16 protein-coding genes are annotated in these 23,521 nt (G+C 72.7%); 13 read left to right on the forward strand and 3 right to left on the reverse strand.

All coding sequences use genetic code 11. From position 1 onward, the window contains the following. Positions 1 to 1,093: 1,093 nt before the first annotated feature. The 6 genes from JW592_RS33540 to JW592_RS05860 all read left to right on the forward strand — a co-directional run bounded on the left by JW592_RS33540 (position 1,094) and on the right by JW592_RS05860 (position 9,265). Positions 1,094 to 3,745: a GTPase gene (locus JW592_RS33540; protein WP_372446458.1), complete on the forward strand. Its 2,652-nt coding sequence runs from the start codon at positions 1,094 to 1,096 to the stop codon at positions 3,743 to 3,745. Between the two features lie 118 nt (positions 3,746 to 3,863). Beyond that, complete coding sequence (locus JW592_RS05840; protein WP_209263776.1) at positions 3,864 to 4,424, forward strand: single-stranded DNA-binding protein; 561 nt, start codon at positions 3,864 to 3,866, stop codon at positions 4,422 to 4,424. Positions 4,425 to 4,617: 193 nt separating this feature from the next. After that, positions 4,618 to 6,120 carry a thioester domain-containing protein gene (locus JW592_RS05845; RefSeq protein ID WP_209263777.1) on the forward strand — a complete coding sequence of 501 codons (1,503 nt, stop codon included), beginning with the start codon at positions 4,618 to 4,620 and terminating at the stop codon, positions 6,118 to 6,120. Positions 6,121 to 6,515: 395 nt separating this feature from the next. Beyond that, entirely contained in the window at positions 6,516 to 8,180 is a 1,665-nt protein-coding gene (ettA, locus tag JW592_RS05850) for an energy-dependent translational throttle protein EttA (RefSeq protein ID WP_209263779.1), read from the forward strand. A gap of 4 nt (positions 8,181 to 8,184) precedes the next feature. Next, positions 8,185 to 8,610: an acyl-CoA thioesterase gene (locus JW592_RS05855; protein WP_209263780.1), complete on the forward strand. Its 426-nt coding sequence runs from the start codon at positions 8,185 to 8,187 to the stop codon at positions 8,608 to 8,610. After that, positions 8,591 to 9,265: a DUF8185 domain-containing protein gene (locus tag JW592_RS05860; RefSeq protein WP_209263781.1), complete on the forward strand. Its 675-nt coding sequence runs from the start codon at positions 8,591 to 8,593 to the stop codon at positions 9,263 to 9,265. Before JW592_RS05855 ends, JW592_RS05860 begins: the two co-directional genes overlap by 20 nt. A gap of 149 nt (positions 9,266 to 9,414) precedes the next feature. On the opposite strand, the gene JW592_RS05865 is transcribed toward JW592_RS05860, so the two are convergent. The 3 genes from JW592_RS05865 to JW592_RS05875 all read right to left on the reverse strand — a co-directional run bounded on the left by JW592_RS05865 (position 9,415) and on the right by JW592_RS05875 (position 11,721). Then, entirely contained in the window at positions 9,415 to 9,816 is a 402-nt protein-coding gene (locus tag JW592_RS05865; protein WP_209263782.1) for a globin, read from the reverse strand. Between the two features lie 106 nt (positions 9,817 to 9,922). Beyond that, on the reverse strand, positions 9,923 to 10,999 hold the full coding sequence (locus JW592_RS05870) for an ABC transporter permease (protein WP_209263783.1): 1,077 nt from the start codon (positions 10,997 to 10,999) through the stop codon (positions 9,923 to 9,925). After that, positions 10,996 to 11,721 carry an ABC transporter ATP-binding protein gene (locus JW592_RS05875; RefSeq protein ID WP_209263784.1) on the reverse strand — a complete coding sequence of 242 codons (726 nt, stop codon included), beginning with the start codon at positions 11,719 to 11,721 and terminating at the stop codon, positions 10,996 to 10,998. The genes JW592_RS05870 and JW592_RS05875 overlap by 4 nt, the downstream gene beginning before the upstream one ends. Before the next feature lie 433 nt (positions 11,722 to 12,154). Between JW592_RS05875 and JW592_RS05880 the strand changes: the two genes are divergently transcribed. From JW592_RS05880 to JW592_RS05910, 7 genes are all read left to right on the forward strand, one after another. Then, a complete protein-coding gene (locus JW592_RS05880) occupies positions 12,155 to 13,678 on the forward strand; it encodes a GlnX family signal transduction membrane protein (protein WP_307805299.1) in 1,524 nt (507 codons plus the stop codon). A 14-nt stretch (positions 13,679 to 13,692) separates the two neighbouring features. After that, positions 13,693 to 14,880 carry a glutamate ABC transporter substrate-binding protein gene (locus JW592_RS05885; protein WP_229375217.1) on the forward strand — a complete coding sequence of 396 codons (1,188 nt, stop codon included), beginning with the start codon at positions 13,693 to 13,695 and terminating at the stop codon, positions 14,878 to 14,880. Positions 14,881 to 14,947: 67 nt separating this feature from the next. Then, the gene (locus JW592_RS05890) at positions 14,948 to 16,276 is read left to right on the forward strand and encodes a coiled-coil domain-containing protein (protein WP_209263785.1); all 1,329 of its coding nucleotides are present in this window, start codon (positions 14,948 to 14,950) and stop codon (positions 16,274 to 16,276) included. Then, entirely contained in the window at positions 16,273 to 18,960 is a 2,688-nt protein-coding gene (locus tag JW592_RS05895) for a serine/threonine-protein kinase (protein WP_307805300.1), read from the forward strand. Before JW592_RS05890 ends, JW592_RS05895 begins: the two co-directional genes overlap by 4 nt. Positions 18,961 to 18,962: 2 nt before the next feature. Next, positions 18,963 to 20,408, forward strand: a complete 1,446-nt coding sequence (locus JW592_RS05900) for a PP2C family protein-serine/threonine phosphatase (RefSeq protein WP_209263786.1) — start codon at positions 18,963 to 18,965, stop codon at positions 20,406 to 20,408. Between the two features lie 150 nt (positions 20,409 to 20,558). Beyond that, positions 20,559 to 21,914, forward strand: coding sequence for a vWA domain-containing protein (locus JW592_RS05905; protein WP_209263787.1), 1,356 nt, complete (start codon positions 20,559 to 20,561; stop codon positions 21,912 to 21,914). Positions 21,915 to 22,030: 116 nt separating this feature from the next. Further along, entirely contained in the window at positions 22,031 to 23,500 is a 1,470-nt protein-coding gene (locus tag JW592_RS05910) for an FHA domain-containing protein (protein WP_209263788.1), read from the forward strand. Positions 23,501 to 23,521 lie beyond the last annotated feature (21 nt).

A 23,521-nucleotide genomic window follows, 5' to 3' on the forward strand; every position in this document is an offset into this window, starting at 1 on the left:
CGCCACCGCCGACCTGCCGCGCCAGCAGTCCGAGACCGCACCCGCCGACCTCGATACGTACGAGAACGGACGCGTACCGGGGCAACCGGTCGGTCAACCGGTGGGTCAACCGGTCGGACAGGGTGAGCCGCAGACGACCTGCGAACAGGGCGGTGGCGTCGGCGTCGCCGCGGACGCGGAACCGAAGCCCTCCGACGACCCTGGAACCCCCCGTCGGGACGGACGACAGGATGAACGGCGGGAGGTGTGGCAGGAGGCGCCGACCGTACCTGTCGTACCCGCCGTACCCGCTTACGCGTTCGCGTCCGAACCCGCCTGGGACGACGGGGTCATCGCTCGCAGGGCACGCGTCGAGCACGCCGACCACGGCGCACCGTACGCGGAGCACGGCACGCACGCGGAGCACGCCGATCAGCCCCCCGAGCACGGCACGCAGAGGGAGCCCTCCGGCCAGGGGGCGTACACGGAACGCGTAGAGCATGGCGGCTACGCGGCGCGCACGGAGCACGACGGTTACGCGGAACCCCCCGAACAGCACAGCTACGCGGGGCCCGCCGAGCGCCACAGCTACGCGGAGCCGGCTGAGCACCACAGCTACGCGGAGCCGGCTGAGCGCCACAGCTACGCGGAGCCGGCTGAGCACCACAGCTACCCGGAGCCCGCTGAGCATGCTGCCGTCCCGGATGAGGAGTTCCGGGCGCCGAATCCGCGGGGGCCAGCCCCGGAGACGGACCCCTCGGAGCGGGGAGCGGACCACCCCAGGCCCGGTTTCGCCCCCACCTCGCCCTGGAGCGGCACCCCCTGGCCGAACCCCTCGCAGGACACCGTTCCAGAAGCCGCACATCAGGGCGTCGAAAAGGACGTCACACAGGAAGCACACCGGGCCGCTGCACAGGACGTCGGTCCGGTCGAGCGAACAGAGGCGCGAGGAGGCGAGGCACAGGCAGGCGAGGCACAGGCAGGCGACGAGCAGGCAGGCGACGCGCAGTCAGGCGACGCGCAGTCAGGCGAGGCGCAGGGAGCCGTGCGAACTGCCGAAGCCACTGCGGAAACCGCTCACCCCAGGAGCGTCGAACGGGACATCTGTCGCGACCTGCGCAGGGACATCCGCAGGGACCCCCGCTGTGACGCGGGAGAGAACGTGCTGCGGCAGCGACTCGCCGCGCTGAGCGAACTCGTCGGACTGTCCCGCACCAGGCTCGATGCCGAGGTGCTCGCGGAAGCGGGGAAGGTACTGGACGAGGCGGCCGCCCGCAGAGGGCTGCCCCGTTCCTACACGACGGTCGCTCTGGCGGGTGCGACAGGCAGCGGAAAGTCTTCCCTGTTCAACGCTCTGACAGGGGGGCGGCTCTCGGAGGTCGGGATGCGCCGCCCCACGACCGCGGCACCGGTGGCCTGCACCTGGGAGGCGGGACGGTACAGCGACGGCGGGCCGGACGGACTCCTGGACAGGCTGGGCATTCCGCAGCACGCACGTCACCGTACGCACGACGGCACACTGAGCGGCCTCATCCTGGTCGACCTGCCCGACCACGACTCCGTCGCACCTGGGCACCGCGAACAGGTCGACAGGATGCTGGAACTGGTCGATGCGGTGGTGTGGGTGGTCGACCCGGAGAAGTACGCCGACGCGCTGCTGCACGAGGGCTATCTGCGCAGACTCGCCGGACACGCCGAGGTCACGTTCTTCGTCCTCAACCAGACGGACCGGCTCACCCGGCACGCCGTCGACGCGGTCCTGGACGACCTGCGGCGGCTGCTGGACGAGGACGGAATGGCGCTGGGCGAGCACGGTGAGCCGGGCGCGGTCGTCCTGTCCGCCTCCTCCCTCACCCACGAGGGCATCGACGTACTGCGGGAGGAACTGGGCGAGTTCGTCGCGCAGCAGCGCGCTGCCGTCCTGCGGCTGACCGCCGACCTGGACCGTGCCATGGAGCGGCTGCACCCCGTCTACGTCGAGCCGGGGCCCGGTATCGAGGAGGGACCCATCGGGCTGACGGAGCACGCACGGGAGGACTTCGAGGACCGCCTCGCCGTCGCCGTGGGCGCGGCCGCCGCCGGGCAGGCAGCCGAACGGGCGTGGCTGCGCCAGGCCGAGCACTCTTCCGGCATCCCCTGGGTGCGTGCACTGCGCTGGTACGCCTCCAGGCCGACCCAGGAGAGGGAACCGGCCGAGCCGTCCCAGGAGAGGGACGAGCCGTCGCAGACGGCTGCGGGGGAGCGGGTGGAGACCGTCGGCGCCCCGTCCTCGGCCCGCCGTGGAACGCTGCAGCAGCCGCTGGCCGCCCGGCCGGTGGTGGCGCAAGCCGTACGGGAGTTGGCGGACGCGGCGGCGAGCGGGCTCCCCGGCCCCTGGGCGCGCACCGTACGGGAGTCGGCGCGGCGCGGCGCCGCCGGGCTGCCCGAGGTGTTGGACGAGGTCATGGAGGCGTGTGCCTCCGGTCCCGAGGCGGCGAGCACGGCGGCGGTCACGGCGTCCATGACGGACGTCGCCCTGGGGATGGATGCCGCCTCGCCGTCGAGGGCCGCCACGCCCGCAGCCGCAGCCGCAGCCGCAGCCACAGCTACGGCGGGTGTGCCGACCGTGCCCAGCCAGCAGCCCTCTGCCGAAGTATCGGCCGGCTGGAGCGGCGGTTACGAGCAGCGGGCGGACGGCGCCACCCTCCCCGGGCCGGGAGGTGCGCTGTCGGAGGCGGCCGCCGGGGCGGCGGGTGCCCCGGTGGCGGCATCGGCGCACGTACCGGACCAGCCGCCGTACAGCACCGGCGTCGGCGCGGGCCATGATGCGGGTACGGGCGCGGGCCCGGGCACGGGCGAGCATGCGGAGTCGAGTGCGGCGGCGGGCGCGCACTGGGGCGCGGGCGCGAGCAGACGTGTCGGCGGGGCGCTGGCCCGGGTGCCGCGCCCGACCTGGCACACCGCGGCTCTCGCCGGCCAGTGGCTGCTGTTCGCCCTCCAGGCGGTGGGAGCCGTCTGGGCGGTGGTGGTCGTGGTCCTCGCAGGCGGAGTCGACCGGACGGTGCTGCTGCCCGGAGCGTTCTTCGTGACGGCCACTCTGGCGGGTCCGGTACTCGCGTGGGCGTGCCGCAGGGCCGCGCGTGGACCTGCGCGGACATACGGGCTGGAGGAAGAGCGCAGGCTGCGCCAGCTGGCCGCGTGCTGCGGCCGGACCCGGGTGCTGGAGCCGGTGGCCGCCGAACTGCTGCGGTACCGGCAGGTGCGCGAGCAGTACGCGGTCGCGGCCGGTGCGGTGGGAACCGCCGTGCCGGAGCAGCCGGTGGACGGCGGCGGAACCGTGGGAGCGGCAGGGGCTGTGGGAGCCCCGGGAGCCGCAGGAGCGGCAGGGGCCGCGGGGGTTGCGGGAGCCGCCGAAGTCGCCGAGGCCGTGGGCGCGCTGGATGCCGCGGCCGCGGCCGTCGCGGCTGCCGCGGGCGACATGGCCGCGGGGGGCGCGGGCACCGCGAGCACGGCTGGTGCTGTGGGCACGGCGGGCACGGTCGGCACGGCGAGTGGGACCGGCACGGCAGCCGGAGTGACGGGTGGTGCGGGCGCGGGTGCGGGCACAGCGGGCGCATGCATCACAGGAGCTACGGAAGTCACAGGAGCAACTGGTGCCACAGGTCCGGCGGGTGCCGTCGCGGAGACGGGCGCGGTGCGGGTCGCCGGGGAGGCGGGCGGCGCGCCGGTGCACCCCGGGAATGAATCACCCACAGGAGTGACCGAGTTGTGCACAACCTCCGAGTAATCCACAGCTGAGAATTTCTTCCCCCACTCCCTCGCTTCCGCCCCCACTCTGGAATCCGCACGGGACACCGACGCGGTGTCCCGAGGCAGCAACCGGCTGCGGCCCGGGGGAGGTCCGGATGAACGAGACGTATGTGACGGTGACGGGAAACGTGGCGACGAAGGTCGACCACTGGACATCGCAGTCGGGGGTGCCCGTCGCCAGGTTCCGGCTGGCCAGCACCGTCCGGCGGTTCGACAGGCACAAGGATTGCTGGACCGACGCGTCCACCAGCTTCTACACCGTGTGGGCCTGGCGGGGGCTGGCCACCAATGTGGCCTCCTCCGTGGCGCGCGGCGAACCGGTGGTCGTCAGGGGGCAGTTGCGGATCGTGGAGGACGAGCGGGAGGGAAGGCGGTATCTGACGGCGGATCTGATGGCCTCGACGGTCGGGCACGACCTGGCGCGGGGAACCTCCGCCTTCGTACGCGTCTCCAGGATGAACCCGGAGCTGACCCGGGGTCCGGCGCCGGCTTGGCCGCCGGTCGAGACGGCCGGGCTGCCCCCGTTCGGGGCGGCGGGCGACGAGCCGGCCACCTCGCCGCGCGGGGCAGCGGCCGGGGCGCCGGTCGAGGTGCCCGACAGGGAGGCGGAAGAGGGAGCGGAAGGAGGCGTTCCAGCTCAGCACGGTGCGTCTTGATCGTCCCGGTCCGCCGGATTCGGCGATAACGATTGCGAGTCGGAATGTGTGGCCACCGTGAATCATGGGGATTGCGCGCCGTTCCCCTCCTTACGATCCCACCCGTATTGACCAGGGGGTTCAGAGCTTTGCGGTGGACCAGCGGCACGTGGGCGACGCGGCCGGGGGGAGGTTCTGCCAAGAGGGGAAGACCATGACTTCTGTACGCGTGCGGGCGGTCCGCCGTCTCACCGTTGTCGCGGCGGCCACCGGGCTGTGTGCGACCGGCGTGGCGGGGAGCGGCGGGCCGGCGGCCGCAGCCGATGCGGCGACGCGGTCTGCTGCCGCGCCCGCCGCCCAAGGAGCGTTCGCCGGCGGCATACCCGAGCAGCGCAGCGGTGCGATGGCCACGCTCAACGGTCTTCGGACCAGCGACCAGGCGGTCGTCACCGTGGGCGGCGAGAAGCAGAAGGTCGGCGCCGGGCTGTTCGAGATGTCCGTCGACGGGGGCGGCACGCTGCAGACCTACGGGCTCGACGCGCTCAACCCGATACAGGAGCAGTCGCGTTACGCCGAAGGGGAGTGGAAGTCCTCGTCGCTGTCGGGCAACCGCAACGCCGGGAAGATCCGCTGGATAGTGGAGCACTCCTATCCGCGGCGCAACGACCTCCAGGCGCTGGCGAAGTCAGCGGGTGCCAAGCGGCTCACCCCGCAGACGGCCGCTGCCGGGACGCAGGTCGCCATCTGGAGGTTCGCCGAGAACGGGGCACGGGGGGTTGTGGGGGATGGGGGGAGGGGGGAGGGCCCCCCGAAGCGCCCCCTCATCACCGCCGCCGACCCCTCCGCCCAGAAACTCGCCGCCTACTTGGTGAAGAAGGCCCGTTCCATGCGCGAGCCGGGGCCCTCGCTCACGTTCGACAAGGCCGAGGTCTCCGGCAAGAGCGGCGAGCGCCCAGGGCCTGTGACGGTCCGCACCAAGGCCGCCGCGGTGAGCGTGGCTCCCGGGCCGCGCGCCGCCTCCCAGGGGGTACGGATCGTCGACGGGAAGGGCAAGCGGGTCCGCACCGCCCACAACGGGACGAAGCTCTATTTCGCCCTGCCCGAGGGGGTCGAGGCCGGGAGCGCCTCGCTGACCGCGCAGACGGCCACGAAGGTGCCGGTGGGCCGGGTGCTGACCGGCGCGGGGGAGCGCGGCCGGGGGCAGGCCCAGATCGTCGCCGGGTCGAGCCAGTCCACCGTCTCCGCGACCGCCGCCGTCAACTGGGCCGCACGCGGACCGCTGCCCGCCACCACCGCTTCGGAGAACTGCGACGGGTCCGGGGTGGACATCACCGTCCTCAACAGCGGTGACACCGCCTTCCCGCTGCGCGTCGGCAAGCAGCGGGAGGACATCGCGAAGGGCAAGCGCGGGACGGTGACGGTACCGGTGGCCGAGGACCAGCCGTACCGGATTCCGGTGCGCGGGCCCAACGGGTACGCGAAGACGTTCAGCGGTGTCCTGGACTGCACGACCTCCGCCGCCGGGGGCGGGCTCACCCAGCAGAAGGCGGCCGCGACGGTGGAGCGGCCCGCGACGGTCGGCGGGGGAGCCGCAGCGGCGGGGACGGGCGACCTGGCCGAGACGGGCGGTGGCGGAACCCGGCTGTTCACGGCCCTGGCGATCGGTCTCCTCGCCGTGGGGGTGACCACCCTCCGTATCCTGCGCCGCCGCCACTGACAGCAGCGGCCCGCCCTGTCCCACCGCCCAGTGGCGGGAGTACGACCGAAGCACTGTGACGGGAGCTCGACGGAATGTGACGGACTGCTGCTCCGGGCCGCGTCCGTCACCCCTTCCGCACCGTCTCGGCGCACCTCGCACCGTCTCCGCGCACTCCCGAGCCGTCTCCGCGCAGCGCCGGGAGCGGCCAGCGGACCCTTCCCGGCGCCGAGCCCCGGTGGCTGTTCCCGGCCCCCGGCCCAGATGCGGTTTCCGGGGCGGGGCCCCGGTGCGGCAAGATGGGGTGCGTATGCCTTACGTGGTGCGGCCGCACTTCAACCCGCGGCGCGCTGCCGCATGACGACCCGCGCGGCCTGGCCGCGTACGACTACCTACAGATTGCCGGACGGTTCCTCTTGGCTGAGTACATCTACACCATGCGCAAGGCGCGCAAGGCGCACGGCGACAAGGTGATCCTCGACGACGTCACCTTGAGCTTCCTGCCCGGCGCGAAGATCGGTGTCGTGGGCCCCAACGGCGCGGGCAAGTCCACCGTGCTCAAGATCATGGCGGGTCTGGAGCAGCCCTCCAACGGTGACGCCATGCTGTCGCCGGGCTACAGCGTGGGCATCCTGCTGCAGGAGCCGCCGCTGGACGAGTCCAAGACGGTGCTGGAGAACGTCCAGGACGGTGTCGCGGAAACGAAGCAGCAGCTCGACAGGTTCAACGAGATCGCCGAGCAGATGGCGACCGAGTACACCGACGAGCTGATGGAGGAGATGGGCAAGCTCCAGGAGAAGCTCGACCACGCGAACGCCTGGGATCTGGACGCGCAGCTGGAGCAGGCCATGGACGCGCTGGGCTGCCCGCCCGGCGACTGGCCGGTCACCAACCTCTCCGGTGGTGAGAAGCGCCGCGTCGCGCTGTGCAAGCTGCTGCTGGAGCAGCCCGACCTGCTGCTGCTGGACGAGCCGACCAACCACCTGGACGCCGAGTCGGTGCAGTGGCTGGAGCAGCACCTGGCGAAGTACCCGGGCACCGTGGTGGCCATCACCCACGACCGGTACTTCCTGGACAACGTGGCCGGCTGGATCATGGAGCTGGACCGCGGCCGGGCCATCGGCTACGAGGGGAACTACTCCACCTACCTGGAGAAGAAGCAGGCCCGCCTCAAGGTCGAGGGGCAGAAGGACGCCAAGCGCCAGAAGCGCCTCAAGGAGGAGCTGGAGTGGGTCCGCTCCAACGCCAAGGGGCGGCAGGCCAAGTCCCGCGCCCGGCTGACCCGCTACGAGGAGATGGCGGCCGAGGCGGAGAAGACGCGGAAGCTGGACTTCGAGGAGATCCAGATCCCGCCGGGCCCGCGGCTGGGCAATGTCGTGGTGGAGGTCGAGAACCTGCACAAGGCGTTCGGTGACAAGGTACTCATCGACGACCTGTCCTTCTCGCTGCCGCGCAACGGCATCGTCGGTGTGATCGGTCCGAACGGCGCGGGCAAGACCACCCTGTTCAAGATGATCCAGGGGCTGGAGGAGGCCGACTCGGGCACCATCAAGGTGGGCGACACGGTCAAGATCTCCTACGTGGACCAGAGCCGCGCCAACATCGACCCGAAGAAGACGCTGTGGGCGGTCGTCTCCGACGAGCTGGACTACATCAACGTCGGCCAGGTCGAGATGCCCTCGCGCGCCTATGTGAGCGCGTTCGGGTTCAAGGGCCCGGACCAGCAGAAGCCCGCCGGTGTGCTCTCCGGCGGTGAGCGCAACCGGCTGAACCTGGCGCTCACCCTCAAGCAGGGCGGCAATCTGCTGCTGCTGGACGAGCCGACCAACGACCTGGACGTGGAGACGCTCTCCTCGCTGGAGAACGCGCTGCTCGACTTCCCGGGCTGCGCCGTGGTCGTCTCCCACGACCGCTGGTTCCTGGACCGGGTGGCCACCCACATCCTCGCCTACGAGGGCGAGAGCAAGTGGTTCTGGTTCGAGGGCAACTTCGAGTCGTACGAGAAGAACAAGATCGAGCGGCTGGGTCCGGACGCGGCGCGTCCGCACCGGGCGACGTACAAGAAGCTCACCCGGAGCTGAGCGGGTGCGGCACAGCTACCGGTGCCCGCTGCGCTGGTCGGACATGGACGCCTTCGGGCACGTCAACAACGCGGTCTACCTCCGGTATCTGGAGGAGGCCCGGATCGATTTCCTGACCCGGGCCGCGCGTCGGACGGACCCGGAGGCGTTCACCGGCGGCACCGTCGTCGCCCGGCACGAGATCGACTATCTGCGGCAGCTCGTCCACCAGGCCGACCCGGTGACGGTGCAGCTGTGGGTGGAGAAGCTGACTGCCGCTTCGGTCACGTTCGGCTATGAGATCACGGACGAGGCGGCCGAGTCGGGCCCGTATGTGCGGGCGCGGACGGTCGTGGTTCCGTACAACCTGAAGGAGGGCCATCTGCGGCGGTTGTCGGCGGCCGAGCGCTCCTTCCTGGAGGGCTATTTCGATGACAGCCACAGCGGCTGACCGGCTCGTCTTCGCCGACCCTGGGGAGGCGGCGGGGCTGGCCGCCTTCCTGGAGCGGCTGGTGCGCTGGGAGAAGAACGCCGCCGTGCGCATCCAGGCGGGCGGCGGCGTGGCTGCGGTGTTCGCCAAACCCGCCCGGTTCGAGGTGCTCGCCGTGCGGACGGGCAGGCTGCTGGAGCCGGTCGAGCTGGATGTGACGGTGGCGGCCGGTGAACTGCTGGAGCTGGTCGAGGAGGAGCGGGAGGCCGTCGGCGTGCCGAAGGCCGTCACCGGGCCGTCCTGGGCGGGCGTGCTGCCGCCGCGCGGCGGCTGGCAGGAGTTCGCCCGGGTGCCGGTGGACGCGGTGGGCTCGGTGGCTGCCGCCGCAGTCGGCGAGTTCCGCGAACGGGCCGAGAAGCTGCCGCCCGAGCGGCGCGGCAGGCAGACGCTGGACGCACTCGCCGAGGAGATCTGGTCCCGTCCGCTGGGGCGTACGCGGCTGCCGTTGCGGGCTGCGCACGCGGCGCACGCGCTCGGGTTTCTGCGCGGCACGGAGCCTGCGGTGCTGCTGGAGTCCGGCGCCTGGCTGCGGCTGCGGACGGCGTACGGCTCGGTGGCCGTACGGCGCCGTGAGCGCCCGGGTGCGGGCGGGGGCCTGAGCGTCACTCCGGTGTGAGAGCGTCCGGGGCGACGCGCAGGGGCTCCGGCGCCTGACTTACGCGGCGCAGAGGCGTTCCGACGGGCCGACCCCCGGTGGGGGCCGGCCCGTCGGAACGTTCGCCCGGTCGCCGGGCGCCCAGGTGCGTTGCTCAGTCGCTCGGGCGCTCAGTCCGCCGAGTTGATCAGCGATCCGGCCGCGTAGACGAGGTACTTCCACAGCTGGGCCTCGAGGTGCTCGGGCAGCTCCAGGCTGTCGACGGCGTCGCGCATATGCCGCAGCCAGGCGTCGTGCGCCGCCTGGTCGACCTTGAACGGCGCGTGCCGCATCCGCAGCCGGGGGTGTCCCCTAGCGTCGCTGTAGGTGCGGGGGCCGCCCCAGTACTGCATCAGGAAGAGCGTCAGCCGCTCCTCTGCGGGGCCCAGGTCCTCCTCCGGGTACATGGGCCGCAGCAGGGGGTCCTCGGCGACGCCCTGATAGAAGCGGTGCACCAGACGTCGAAAAGTCTCCTCGCCGCCGACCTGCTCGTAGAAGGTCTGCGTCTCCAGACTGCCGCGCGGAATCTCCATCACCCGTCCATGGTCGCAGACGGGGCGGGCGAGGTCTGTGGTCCTAGGACCACCAACCGGGGTGGCCCTGCGACGAGCCCACAGCCACCCCGCCCCCTCCGGGCCGCTACGCCGCGTCCCAGCGGAACAGCCGGGAGGCGATCAGCGTCAGTACGGCGGCGAACAGCAGCAGGCCGCCCATCACGGGCAGTGCCGCGCTCCAGCTCTCGCCGCGGCTGAGGACGTCCTGCATCGCCTGGGAGAGGTGTTTCAGCGGCAGGAACTCGCTGACCGTGCGCACCCATTGCGGTGCGCTGTCCAGTGGGAAGAAGGCCCCGGAGAGGAAGGCCATCGGCAGGATGACGATCTGCGCCAGCCCGTTGGCGGCCTCCTCCGTCTTGGCGAACGAGCCGACCAGCAGCCCGATGGACATGAACGCCAGGGTTCCGCAGGCGACCAGCGGCAGACACAGCCACCAGTGGCCGGTCAGCTTCAGTCCGTAGTACGGGAGTGAGGCGACCGTCAGGAAGATGGCGGTCTGCGCGAAGGCGGTCACCAGGTTGACGCCGACCCGGGCGCCCACGACTGCGCGCGCGTTGATCGGGGCGAGCCACAGGCGGCGCAGGATGCGCTTCCTGCGCCAGCTGACGAGGTTGAAGGCGGAGCCGAAGACGCCGCCCATCGCCACCGCCCAGCCCAGCAGCCCCGGGGTGAGGAACTGGATCGGTTTGGTGCTCTCGTCCTCCACGCTGCCCGAGTGCATCGCGAAGGCGGGCGGCTGCCCGGTGGCACGCTGGTTGGCCTGCTGGACGATGCTGTCGAGCAGCCCCTGCACGGTGCCCGAGCGCACCTGGTCGGCGGCGGAGTAGCGTAGTTGGACCTTGCCGTCGCGCTGGAAGACGGCGGCGTCCGCGTCGCCCTTGCGTACCTTTTCCAGCGCTTCCTTGCGGGCCGCCGCCGAGCCGTCGGTCTTCTCGACCTCGAGCACGTCCCGCAGCCCCGCGCGCTCCTTGTCCGGCATGTCATCGAGCACCTTGACGGCGCCGACCTGCACGATCTCGGACTTGCCGACCCCCTGGTCCTTGAACAGGGCACCGAAGAGCATCAGGAACATCAGCGGAAAGATCATCGTGAAGAACACTGCGGCGCGGTCGCGGGCCAGGCCGCGAGCCATCGCCAGCGACAGGCTGAGAAAGGCTTTCACTCGCGGTACTCCCGCCCCGTCAGCTGGAGGAAGACGTCCTCCAGGGTGTCGACTCCCAGTTCCTCCACGAGCGCGCGGGGCGGTCCCACCCGCAGTACCCGGCCGTTGTCCATGACAGCGACCCGGTCGCACAGGGTCTCGGCCTCGTCCATGTAGTGCGTGGTGAGCACCACCGTGCGGCCTGCGGAGTTGATGCGGCGCAGCAGGTCCCACAGGTTGCGCCGGGCCTGCGGATCAAGTCCGGTGGTCGGTTCGTCCAGGAAGACCAGTTCCGGGTCGTGCACCAGGGCGCAGGCGATGGACAGCCGTTGCGCCTGGCCGCCGGAGAGCTTGTCCTCCCGTGTGTGGGCCTTCTCGGTCAGTCCGACGGTCTCCAGCATCTCGTCGGCGCGGGACTCGTCGAGGCCGTAGAGCGCGGCGAAGGTACGTATCTGCTCGCGGGCGGTAAGCCGCTCGAAGAACGCGGACGCCTGCAACTGGACGCCTATGCGGTGCAGCAGTGCCGGGTCGCGTGGCCAGGAGGGGTGCCCCAGCAGGTGTGCTGTTCCCTCGTCGGGCTCGCGCAGCCCTTCAAGGATCTCCATGGTGGTGGTCTTGCCGGCACCGTTCGGGCCGAGGATGCCGTAGAACTCGCCGCGCCGTACTTCGAGGGAGACACCGTCGACGGCCTGCGTCTCCCCGTAGCGCTTGCGCAGCCCGTCGGCTGTGATCGCGTTGGACATGCGCGGAGAGTAGCGGCTGAACCCGATATTCCGGTCTGGCGTGACCATCTGTTCGGTCTCGCATGACCAGCCGTTGGAACCCAGGCGGGAAGCGTCACCGTACGGACACGCCGCGGCACCGCCCGGGCTGCCCTGGGACCCGCCCGGGAACCGCCGCTCCCGCCCCAGGCGTGAGGGAGAACAGGAGAACAGGACGACAGCCGGCTCGACAGCCGCACGGCAAGCCGGACATTTGGCTGCGGTCAGCACAAGATCCCGGTCAAGCCCCTGTGGGCGGCGGCCGCGACGGCCATACTGCTGGCCTGGGCACCACACCACCGGGGCGGCCTGTCGCCCGCGGACCCGGGCAGGGGAGCCGGGGGCCGCACGGAAGGGAGCGGGAAGAGCGCACCGGCCAGGTGTCTGCCAGCGACCGAGGGGGAGGGCTCCAGCCGTGACACAGCCGCCGACCGCGCCACCGACCTCACCACCCGTCCAGGCGGTGCCGCCGGACGGGCCCGGCAACGGCACCGCCCCCGTCGCCACCGGGAGCACGGCCCCCGAGCCCGGCGAGGCCGCTCTCGGCTCCTTGGGCCCTCCGCGGCGTACGGCATGGTCCGAGGGCGTACAGCGAGTGCGTACGGCCGCGAGCACCGAGCCCGGGCGGCTGCGCGCCATCGGCGCCGTACTGGCCGCGCTCCTGGTGCTGTTCGGTGCCGTCTCGGCGTGGCAGGTCTCCGAGCGGGTCACCGCTGCCGACGCCGTGGTCGACCACAGCCAGCCGCTGAGCGCGGACGCGGCGCACATCTACCGCTCGCTGGCCGACGCCGACACCTCCGCCTCCAGCGGCTTCCTCGCGGGCGGCGACGAGCCCCGCTCGGAGCGGCGCCGCTACGAGAAGGACATTCGCGAGGCTTCCGAACTGCTCGCCGAAGCGGCCGCCAACTCCGGGGGCTCGCCCACAGCGCGGCGCCAGATCGCGATCCTCAACCGCGGCCTGCCGGTCTACACCGGACTGGTGGAGTCCGCACGCGCCGACAACCGGCAGGGACTCCCGCTGGGCGGCGCCTATCTGCGCTACGCCAACGAGAAGATGCGCGGCGAACTGCTGCCGGCGGCCCGCAAGCTGTACACGGCGGAGACCAGGCGGCTGGGCGGCGATCTGGACGAGGCCAGGAGCCGGCCGCTGCTCGCCGTCGGCTGCGGTGTGGTGGCGCTCGGCGCGCTCGGCTGGGCGCAGCGCCGCAACTACCGCCGCACCAACCGGGTCTTCAACCGCGGGCTGCTCGGCGCCACGGCCGCGGCGCTGGCGCTGCTGGTGTGGCTGACGGCGGGGCACGTGTGGGCGCGCTCCGGGCTGAACGAGTCGGAAACCACCGGTGCCCGTTCCCTGCAGGCTCTCAACGAGGCGCGGATAGGCACCCTCCAGGCGCGCGGCGACGAGAACATGACGCTGGTCGCGCGCGGCGGCGGCGCGGCGTACGAGGAGAGCTACCAGAAGCAGATGGCGAAGGTCGCGGGCAACGGCGCACCCGTCGACAAGGACGGCGGCGAGGGCGGCGACCAGGACGGTGGCAAGGGCGGCGACCAGGAGGGGGGCGAACGCGGCGGCCTGCTGGCGGACGCCCGTGAGGTGGCGGACGACCGCACGGGCCGCAGCGCGGTGGAGGACGCCCAGCGCGCCGTCCGCACCTGGCAGCAGCGGCACAAGCAGGCGCGCGCCGAGGACGACGGCGGCGACTACGAGGACGCGGTGGACCGGGTGATCGGCGCCGAGGACAGTACGCGCGAGAGCTTCGACGCGGTGGACGACAGCCTCAGCAGGGCAGCGGCGCACGAGCAGCGGCAGTTCGAGAAGGCCGCGGACGCCGGACGTGACTGGTTCGACGGACTGGTGGCCGGAGCGCTGGCGCTGGCCGTGCTGGGCGCCGCCGCCGCTGTGCTGGGCATCGGGCGCAGGCTCGCGGAGTACCGGTGAGGAGGGGGAAGGCCATGTCGGAGCGGGACTTCGCGCGTGACAGCGCGGACGGGCGGAGCCCGGGCCGGGGCGGGGGCCTGGATCGGGGTCAGGGCCCGGACAGGGGCGGCCTGGGCCGGAGCCGGAGCCGGAGCCGGAGCGGGAGCGGGAGCCGGGGGCGGGGCCGGGGCCGCTGGACGCGCCGCAAGCCGTGGGCCGTCGCCGCGGTCTGCCTGGCGGTGACGGCCGCGGTGCTCGTCACGACGGTGCCGCACACCGGTCCGGCCGGTTCCCCGGGCACCGCGGCGCCGGAGGCGGCGCGGGGCGGTACGGGCGCGGCGCCGGCCAGGCCCGCTTCCGCCTCCGTGCCGGGGGCCGAGCCCAAGCCGGAGAAGTGCCAGGACGGGCACTACCCGGCCGAGAGTCTCAAGCCGTCGGGTGCCTCGGGCGACGCGGTCAAGCGCATCAAGAAGAAGGGCAAACTGGTCGTCGGCGTCGACCAGAACAGCTACCTGTGGGGCTACCGCGATCCGGCAACCGGCAAGATCGAAGGCTTCGACATCGACCTCGTGAAGGCCATCGCCCGCGATCTGCTCGGCGGGACGGGACCCGACAAGATCACCTATCGGACCATCCCCACCGACCAGCGCATCCCGGCGATCCGCAGCGGCGATGTGGACATGGTCGTACGGACGATGACGATCAACTGTGAGCGCCTCGACCAGGTCGCCTTCTCCACGGCCTACTTCCAGGCGGGACAGCAGTTGGTCGTGCCGAAGAAACGGGCCCGCGTCAAGGGCTTCGACAGCAGCATGCGCGGGAAACGTGTGTGCTACTCGTCCGGTTCCACGGCGGAGGAGATGATGAAGTCCCCCCGGTACGCGGCCCTGGGCGCCAAGCCCGTCGTGGTGCCCAACCAGCTCGACTGCCTGGTGCGTCTCCAGCTCGGAGAGGCCGACGCCACGGTCACCGACAGCGCGCTGGGCGCGGGACTGGCCGCTCAGGACCCCTCCGTCGAACTCATCGGGGAGCCGGAGACGGTGGAGCCCTACGGTGTTGCGATGAACCTGGAGGACAAGGATCTCGTCCGCAGGGTCAACAAGGTTCTGGAGGACTACCGCAAGGACAAGTGGAAGTCTTCCTACGACCGCTGGCTGGCCGACGACATGATGGGTACGGAAGGAAAGAAGCCCGCACCGCCCGAACCGCTCTACCGTGACTGAACCGGTTGCCGTGGTCGTGTTGCCGATGTACCGGTCCGTGAGTACGAGTCGAACAGCGAGGTGATCGATGGGGCCCGCGGGTGCCGCCGGAGAGGTGATGAGCCGGGAGGAGACCGACCGTGTGCTGGAGAGGCTGGACGCGGAGCACGAGGCGGTCGAATCCTCCCTGCTGGCGCTCCAGGACCACGCCGGACGCAGGCTGCTGGAGGGAGCGCAGCTCGCCGGGACGACAGCGCACCGCTGGGCACGGGCCGAGGCGGCCATCACCGCGCTGTGGAACGGCTTCGAGTTCTACTCGCGCACCTTGCACCAGGCCCGCGAACTGCGGGCCCGCCGCCGCTGGCCCAGCCGGGACGACCTGGTGGAGCTGACCCGGCTGCTGCGCGGCACCCTCACCGTGCCCGGCGGGGCGCTGCCGGGCACCCCGGGTGCGAGCCTCGACGAAACCCCAAAGCTCGCCGAGGAGATGACGCTGAGCGGGCTCGTCGAGCGGATGAACGAGTGGTACGCGCAGGCACTCGATGTGGTGGCGGCGGCCGACTCGGTGTGGTCGGCGCTTCCGGCGCGTATCGACCTGCTCGCCGCCGAACTGGGCCGCGTACGCTCCCTGGCGCACTCGGTGGGCGTGCGCCCCGGCGAGCATCCGGCCGCCGACGACCTGGAACGCACCACGGCCGAACTCAAGGCCCTGCGCGAGGAGGTGCTCAGGGACCCGCTCGCCTTCTGGACCCCGACCGGAGGCAGCGGCGCACCGGGCGGCGGCAGACCCGACACCACCCGCTACGACAGTGCGGCGCGCGCCCTGGAGGAGGTACGGCGCGAGATCGACGCCGTGCTCGCCGTGCGGCAGGACGCCGAGACCCGGCTGATGAGACTGCGCGACCTGCTCACCCGCGCCGACCGCACCCTCGCCGAGGCCCGTGCGGCGCGCGGCGAGGTGCTGGCGAAGATCGCCGCCTCGGAGGTGCCCGCCGTCAGCGGCCCGCCCACCGTGCTGCAGGAACAGCTCGCAACGGCCGCCGAGTACCGCAGGCACGCACAGTGGCACCGGCTCTCCCCGCTGCTGGAGAGCCTGGAGGAGCGTGCCGAGGACGAACTGGAGCGCGCACGCGCCCAGCTGACAGCCGTCACCGCACCACTGGCCGTCCGCGCGGAACTGCGCGGCCGGCTGGACGTGTACAAAGCCAAGGTGGCACAGAACGGCCTGGCCGAGGACCGCCTCCTGATCGAGCGCTACGACGCGGCACGCCGGATGCTGTGGAGCGCGCCCTGCGACCTGCGGGCCGCGGAGGACGCCGTACTGCGCTACCAGGCGGCGGCACAGGAGGCACTCCGGCAGCGGCAGCGGGACGCTCAGGACGCCGCAGGCGGAGCGATGAACATGGGGGCAGAGTGAGCGAGCAGTCGAACGAGCAGAACCGGCCGTGCCAACGGCCGCAGTGCGAGGGCGTCTACGAGGACATGGGAGCGGGCGAGCTGTACTGCAACACCTGCGGACTCGCCCCCGTGGTGGCACCCGGTGGCGTGCTGGGTTCGGCGCAGACCGGGATGACCGGCCCGGGGCGCGAGGGCCGCTCCTCGGGCTCCGCGCGCTCCGGCTCCTCCTCACGGGCTTCCTCCCGCTCCTCAGGGCGCTCCCGCTCCTCCCGCCGCTCGGTCTCCGGGCGGCTCTCCCGCTCGCTGTCCGGCCGCAGCACCGAACGCTCGGTCTCCGTGCGCAGCGGACGCTCCTCCGCCAAGAGCTCGTCCCGGGGCAGGCTGGGCGCCGGACTGGTGCAGATCCCCCCGGTGCCCAAGCCGGACCCGGCCGGCGTCGTACTGGAGAACCCCGAGGTCCCCGAGCGCAAGCGCTTCTGCAGCAACAGCGACTGCGGCGCGCCCGTCGGCCGCGCGCGCAGTGGCGGGCCGGGCCGCACGGAGGGGTTCTGCACCCAGTGCGGCCACCCCTACTCGTTCGTGCCCAAGCTGCGCCCCGGCGACATCGTGCACGGCCAGTACGAGGTGGCGGGCTGCCTGGCGCACGGCGGCCTGGGCTGGGTCTATCTGGCCGTCGACCGCGCCGTCTCCGACCGCTGGGTCGTCCTCAAGGGCCTGCTGGACACCGGCGACCAGGACGCGATGGCCGCCGCGATCGCCGAGCGGCGCTTCCTGGCCCAGATCGAGCACGCCAACATCGTGCGCATCTACAACTTCGTCGAACACCTCGACCAGCGCACCGGGAGCCTCGACGGCTACATCGTCATGGAGTACGTCGGCGGCAGTTCGCTCAAGCAGATCGCCAACGCCCGGCGCACCCCCGAAGGGAAGCGCGACCCGCTCCCGGTCGAGCAGGCGTGTGCCTACGGCATCGAGGCGCTGGAGGCACTCGGACACCTGCACAGCCGCAACCTGCTCTACTGCGACTTCAAGGTCGACAACGCGATACAGCAGGGCGACCAGCTCAAGCTGATCGACCTGGGCGCGGTGCGCCGGATGGACGACGACGACAGCGCCATCTACGGCACCGTGGGCTACCAGGCCCCGGAGGTCGCGGAGGAGGGCGCCTCGGTCGCCTCCGACCTGTACACCGTGGCGCGGACCCTGGCCGTCCTCACCTTCGACTTCCAGGGCTACACCAACGTGTACGTCGACAGCCTGCCCAACCCGGAGAACATCGAGGTCTTCCAGCGGTACGAGTCCTTCTACCGGCTGCTGGTGCGCGCGACCGACCCCGACCCCGGGCGCAGGTTCGCCTCCGCGCAGGAGATGTCCGACCAACTGCTGGGCGTGCTGCGCGAGGTGGTGGCCCTGCAGACCGGAAAGCCGCGCCCCGCGCTGTCCACGCTCTTCGGGCCCGAACTGCGGGTCGTGGACAGTCAACTGTTCGCGCCGCACTCCGGTCGGGCCTCGCTGCTGGGAGCGCGGGACCCCGACGTGAAGAAACGTCGCACCGCCAAGCAGCCGGCCGTGCTCCCGGCCCGGCCCTGGTCAGCCACGGCCTCCGCCACGGCGACAGCCACTGTCACGGCGAAGCCCGCGCCGCTCGCCTCGTTCCCCGCGCCGGCCAACGGCGCCCCGGACGGCACCCCGCCCGCCGCCGCGGCGGGCGGCATCGCGCTGGCGCCGCTCCGGACGCGGCCGACGGCGCTGGCGCTGCCCGTACCGCGTGTCGACCCCGCCGACCCCAACGCCGGTCTCCTGGCCGGGCTGGTGGCCTCCTCACCCGCCGACCTGCTCACCGCGCTGGAGGGGGCGCCGCACGACTCCCTGGAGCTGCGGCTGCGCAAGCTGCGCGCGCTTCTGGAGCAGGGCGAGGTGCCGAAGGGCGCGACGGCGGCGCTCGACGCGCTGGAGGCCCTGGAGGCGCGCCACGCCGACGACTGGCGCGTGGTCTGGTACCGCGGCCTGGCGTCCTTGGTGACGGGTGACCGGGAGAGCGCCGCGCTGTCCTTCGACGCGGTCTACGACGCCTTCCCCGGCGAGGCCGCGCCCAAGCTCGCCCTGGGCGTCTGCGCCGAGCTGCTCGGCCAGTTGGACAACGCGGCCGAGTACTACCGGCTGGTGTGGACAGCCGACCCGTCGTATGTGAGTGCCGCGTTCGGCCTGGCACGGGTGCGGCTCGCCACGGGCGACAGGGAAGGCGCCGTACAGGTGCTGGAGTCCGTGCCGGAGGCGTCCATCCACTACACCGCGGCCCGGGTGGCGGCGGTACGGGCACGCCTGCGGCAGCGCTCGCCGCACGAGCCGCTGCTGGAGGACCTCCAGGCGGCGGCGCGGCAGGTGGCCGAGCTGGAGCATGTCGGGCTGGACGCGGTCCGCCGCCAAGAGCTGACCTGCGAGGTGCTCGGCTGCGCACTCGACTGGCTGCTGTGCCAGGCTGTCCCCGCCCGGGGGGCCGCCCCCGGGCCCGCGCCTGCGGGAGCGCCGGGGGCACCACCCGGCGCCGGGGTACGGCTGTTGGACAGTCCGCTCACCGAGGAGGGGCTGCGCTTCGGCCTGGAGCGCTCCTACCGGCTGCTCGCCCGGCTCGCGCAGAGCGGAACCGAGAGGATCGAACTGGTGGAACGGGCCAACCGTCTCCGCCCCCGGACGTGGGTGTGACCATGCCTCAGCTGCACCAACTCTCCGCCTGCCCGAGCTGCGCGGAACCGCTCGAGGAGGGTGACCGCTTCTGCGGTGCGTGCGGCGCGGATCTCGAATCCGCTGCCGCCGCTGCCGCCGCACAGGGCCGTGCGGGGCACGGCGACGCGCCGCCCGCCCCGCGCACTCCCACCCTCCCCGACGGTCTCCCGGCGGCAGGCCAGGCCGGGCCGGGGTATCCGCCCCCGCCTCCGTCGCCACCCCCCGCTGCTCCGCCGACGGCCGCGCCCACGCCCGCACAGGCGCCCCCGGCGGCCGAGCCCGACTACGCGCTGCCGCCCGCCGGGGAGCAGCCCGGGACACCGCCGCTGCCGGGCACCCCGGCACCGCTGGACGGACCTCCGCCGCCACCCGCAGCCCCGCCGCCACCCGCAGCCCCGCCGCCATCCGCGGTCCAGGAGCCGCCCGGAGCCTCCGCGCCCTCCGGTCCCGACCCCCGCACCGGCACCGACTCGCCCACCGGCCCCGACCCGCGCACCGTCCTGGACGAGCCCGGCGAGCCGTCCGGTCCCGTCTGTGTGGCCTGCGGCACCGGGACCATCGACAGCGACGGCTACTGCGAGCACTGCGGTCACAAACAGCCCCGCGACCGCGACCACATGGAGCGCGCGCTGGACACGGTGGCAGCCGCCAGCGACCGTGGGCTGCGGCACCACCGCAACGAGGACTTCTTCGCCATCGCGGAGACCACCACGTCGCAGGGCAGCCCCGCCACGTTCGCCGTCATCTGCGACGGCGTCTCCTCGGCCACCCGCCCCGACGAGGCGTCGGCGGCGGCCGCCGAGGCCGCCAGTGCCTCGCTGTGCCAGGCACTGCCACAGGGCCGCCACCCGCAGCAGGCGATGCACGAGGCGCTGGTGGCGGCCTCCGACGCGGTCAACGCGCTGGCGGCCGAGGCGCCTGTCGAGCCGTCGAAGAACGCGCCGGCCTGCACCGTGGTGGGCGCGCTGAGCACGGACGGCATCCTGACCGTCGGCTGGATCGGGGACAGCCGGGCCTACTGGGTGCCCGACGACCGATCGGCGGCCCCCGCGCGGCTGACCGAGGACGACTCCTGGGCGGCGCAGATGGTCGCGGCGGGGCTGATGAGCGAGACGGAGGCGTACTCCGACCCCCGTGCGCACGCCATCACCGGCTGGCTGGGTGCGGACGCCTACGAGATCGACCCGCACACCGCCTCGTTCAAGCCCGACCAGCCGGGCGTCGTGGTGGTGTGCACGGACGGGCTGTGGAACTACGCCGAGTCCGCCGAGGAGATGGCCGCCGCGGTGCCGCCCGACGCGCTCACCCGGCCACTGCAGTCGGCGCAGCACTTGGTCGGCTACGCGCTGGACGGCGGCGGGCACGACAACGTAACGGTGGCGGTGGTGCCGTTCCCGCTGCCGCCGGGAGGGGCAGGATCGGCCTGAGTCGAGCACGCCGCGGGGGCCTTGGGACACCGCAGGACGGGTGCCGGGGACGACGAGAACGCTGTCCCGGGGGAAGGGCCGCGAGAACCACCGCACTTCCACCCGCCCCTTTGTCTACTTGTCGCTGTAGAGCAAACAGGAGCGGAACAGATGGCCAACTTCTCCAAGTCCCATGCGCCGCGCTTCTCGGTGGACGTCTACCAGAACGAGTACCTGCCCGAGGGCGCGCAGGAGGTCAACGCCATCGTCACCGTCACCGCCACGGGGGGCGGCACCACGGGCGGCATGCCGCTGCCGGTGACGGACCCGGCACAGGTCCGGTCGCAGGACGGCCCCAACGCCGCGGTGGTCATCATGGTCGACTGCTCCGGCTCGATGGACTATCCGCCCACCAAGATGCGCAATGCCCGGGACGCCACAGCGGCGGCCGTCGACACCCTCAGGGACGGCGTCTGCTTCGCCGTCGTGGCCGGCACCCACAAGGCCAGGGAAGTCTTCCCCGGCAACGGCGCGCTGGCCGTCGCCGATCCCACCACACGCGCCCAGGCCAAGGACGCGCTGCGCGGACTGTCCGCCGGCGGCGGCACCGCCATCGGCACCTGGCTGCGCCTGGCCGACCAGCTGCTGAGCTCGGCCGACGTCCCCATCCGGCACGGGATTCTGCTCACCGACGGGCGCAACGAGCACGAGGAGCCCCAGCAGTTGCGCGACGCACTGGACGCCTGCGCCGGCCGCTTCACCTGTGACGCACGGGGAGTGGGCACCGACTGGGAGGTCAAGGAGGTCACCTCGATCGCCTCCGCGCTGCTGGGCAGCGCCGACATCGTGGCCGATCCGGACGGACTGGCGGCGGACTTCACACAGATGATGGAGAACGCCATGGGCAAGGAGGTCGCCGATGTGGCGCTGCGGCTGTGGACCCCGCAGGGCTCCCGGATCAAGTTCGTCAAGCAGGTGGCGCCCACGGTCGAGGAGTTGACGGACCGCCGTACGGAGGCCGGGCCGCGCGCCGGTGACTACCCGACAGGGTCATGGGGCGACGAGTCCCGCGACTACCACGTCTGTGTGGAGGTGCCGGCCGCCGAGGTCGGCCGGGAGATGCTCGCTGCGCGGGTCTCGCTGATCCGCCCGGCGCCCGACGGCGGCACTCCGGACACCTTCGGACAGGGGCTCGTGCGGGCGGTGTGGACGGACGACATGGTCGCCACGACTTCCATCAACCCGCAGGTCGCGCACTACACGGGACAGGCCGAACTGGCCCAGGCCATCCAGACGGGCCTCGATCTCCGGAAAGCGGGGGATGAAGCGGGCGCTACGGCCAAACTGGGACGAGCCGTGCAGTTGGCGAACGCCTCGGGGAACGCGGATACTGCGAAACTGCTTTCGAAGGTGGTCGACGTGGTGGACGCCGCGACGGGTACTGTTCGACTGAAGGCAAAGGTCGCCGAGGCCGACGAGATGACGCTGGAGACGCGGTCCACCAAGACGGTCCGGGTGAAGCGCTAGCCGCACCGGCCGCGGTGGCCCGTAACGAACTTCACAGCCCACACAGCCCGCACAACCGGCACGATCCGTACCAGCAGGTACCGAAGAGCAGGAGCACGGAGGGGGAGGCACTCACCATGCCGACTTGCCCGAACGGCCACCAGTCTGCGGCCGACGACTGGTGCGAGGTCTGCGGTCACCGCATGACCGGCGCGCCTGCGTCGCCCGCTGGTGCCGTACCGCCGCCCCCTCAGCCGTCCGCACCCGGCGGCTACGGCTATCCGGGCCCGCCGGGGCCGCCCCAGCCCCCCGGCCCTGGACAGCACCCGCAACAGCCCGGCCCCGGGCAGCAGCCGGGTCAGGGACAGCAGCCCGGCCAGGGGACGGGCCACGGCTACGGCTACCCGGGACCCGACGCGGGCCCGCCCGAGCTGTGCCCCCAGTGCCGGACTCCCCGTGAGTCCCAGGCGCCCTTCTGCGAGGAGTGCCGCTACAACTTCCTGACCCACTCGCCGACCAACTACGTCCCGCCGGGCCAGCACCCCCAGCCGGGCGCCCCCGGCTTCCCGCCTCCGGGGTCCGGCGGCCCGGCCGGTCCCGGTGGCCCCGCTGCGGGCCCCGGCGGTCCCGGCCCGTTCGACGGCCAGGGCGCAGGCGCCCCCGGAGGGTTCCCCGGGCAGGACCGGCCCTACCCCGCCGGGCCCGAGGCCGCGCCGTACAGCGGGCCGCCCGCGCCGCCGGCGCCGCCCGCCAGTGGTGACTGGGAGCTCTCCCCGCCCGGCCCTGCCGAGCACCAGCAGATGGCGGGTCCGCCCGCGCCACCGCAGGCGCCGGAAGGGCCTCCCGGCCCGCCTCCGCCGCCCGGTATGGGCGCGCCTCCGGCACCTGGTGTCCCGTCCCAGCCCGCCCCCGCGGGGCCGGGCCACCAGCCGGGCGAGCCCCAGCCGGGGCCGTCCCAGCCGCCCCAGGACTACGGCCAGCCGCAGCCCGCTCCGCCGGACTACGGCCAGCAGCAGCCGGTGCCACCGGACTACGGCCAGCAGCAGCCCGCTCCGCCGGACTACGGCCGGCAGCAGCCGGGCGCGCCTGAGTACGGCGGGCAGCAGGGCGCGCCGGAGTACGGCGGGCAGCAGGGCCCGCCGCCCGGTCAGGGGCAGGGGCAGGACTACGCCCGGCAGGACCCCGGCGCACCGCAGAGCGGTGGGGCGTGGACGGCGATGATCGCGCCGGACCGGGAGTACTTCGCGGCGATGATGCAGCGCAGTGGTCCCGAGGCGGCGGCGCTGAACCTTCCCGCCTACTCGCCCGAGCAGCAGTTGCCGCTCACCGGGCCGCAGATCACCATCGGCCGCCGTCGTGCTTCCACCGGTGAGGCCCCGGACATCGACCTGGGCCGCCCCCCGGAGGACCCGGGCGTCTCGCACCAGCACGCAGTGCTGGTGCAGCAGCCGGACGGCAGCTGGTCGGTCGTCGACCAGGACTCGACCAACGGCACCACCATCAACGGTGCCGAGGACCCGATCCAGCCGTTCGTGCCCGTCCCCCTCAAGGAGGGCGACCGGGTCCACGTGGGCGCCTGGACGACGATCACGCTGGTGCGCCGGTAGTCACCTGCCGGGCGGCGCGTG

Origin of the sequence: Streptomyces spirodelae (assembly GCF_017676385.1) — a bacterium.
Taxonomy (GTDB): Bacteria; Actinomycetota; Actinomycetes; order Streptomycetales; family Streptomycetaceae; genus Streptomyces; species Streptomyces spirodelae.

Bases quoted from the DNA above. Each gene is read 5' to 3' on its own strand.
- JW592_RS05840 (WP_209263776.1), top strand. From the start codon at position 3,864: ATGAACGAGACGTATGTGACGGTGACGGGAAACGTGGCGACGAAGGTC.
- JW592_RS05845 (WP_209263777.1), top strand. From the start codon at position 4,618: ATGACTTCTGTACGCGTGCGGGCGGTCCGCCGTCTCACCGTTGTCGCG.
- JW592_RS05860 (WP_209263781.1), top strand. From the start codon at position 8,591: ATGACAGCCACAGCGGCTGACCGGCTCGTCTTCGCCGACCCTGGGGAG.
- JW592_RS05865 (WP_209263782.1), bottom strand. From the start codon at position 9,816: ATGGAGATTCCGCGCGGCAGTCTGGAGACGCAGACCTTCTACGAGCAG.
- JW592_RS05875 (WP_209263784.1), bottom strand. From the start codon at position 11,721: ATGTCCAACGCGATCACAGCCGACGGGCTGCGCAAGCGCTACGGGGAG.
- JW592_RS05885 (WP_229375217.1), top strand. From the start codon at position 13,693: ATGTCGGAGCGGGACTTCGCGCGTGACAGCGCGGACGGGCGGAGCCCG.
- JW592_RS05890 (WP_209263785.1), top strand. From the start codon at position 14,948: ATGGGGCCCGCGGGTGCCGCCGGAGAGGTGATGAGCCGGGAGGAGACC.
- JW592_RS05900 (WP_209263786.1), top strand. From the start codon at position 18,963: ATGCCTCAGCTGCACCAACTCTCCGCCTGCCCGAGCTGCGCGGAACCG.
- JW592_RS05905 (WP_209263787.1), top strand. From the start codon at position 20,559: ATGGCCAACTTCTCCAAGTCCCATGCGCCGCGCTTCTCGGTGGACGTC.
- JW592_RS05910 (WP_209263788.1), top strand. From the start codon at position 22,031: ATGCCGACTTGCCCGAACGGCCACCAGTCTGCGGCCGACGACTGGTGC.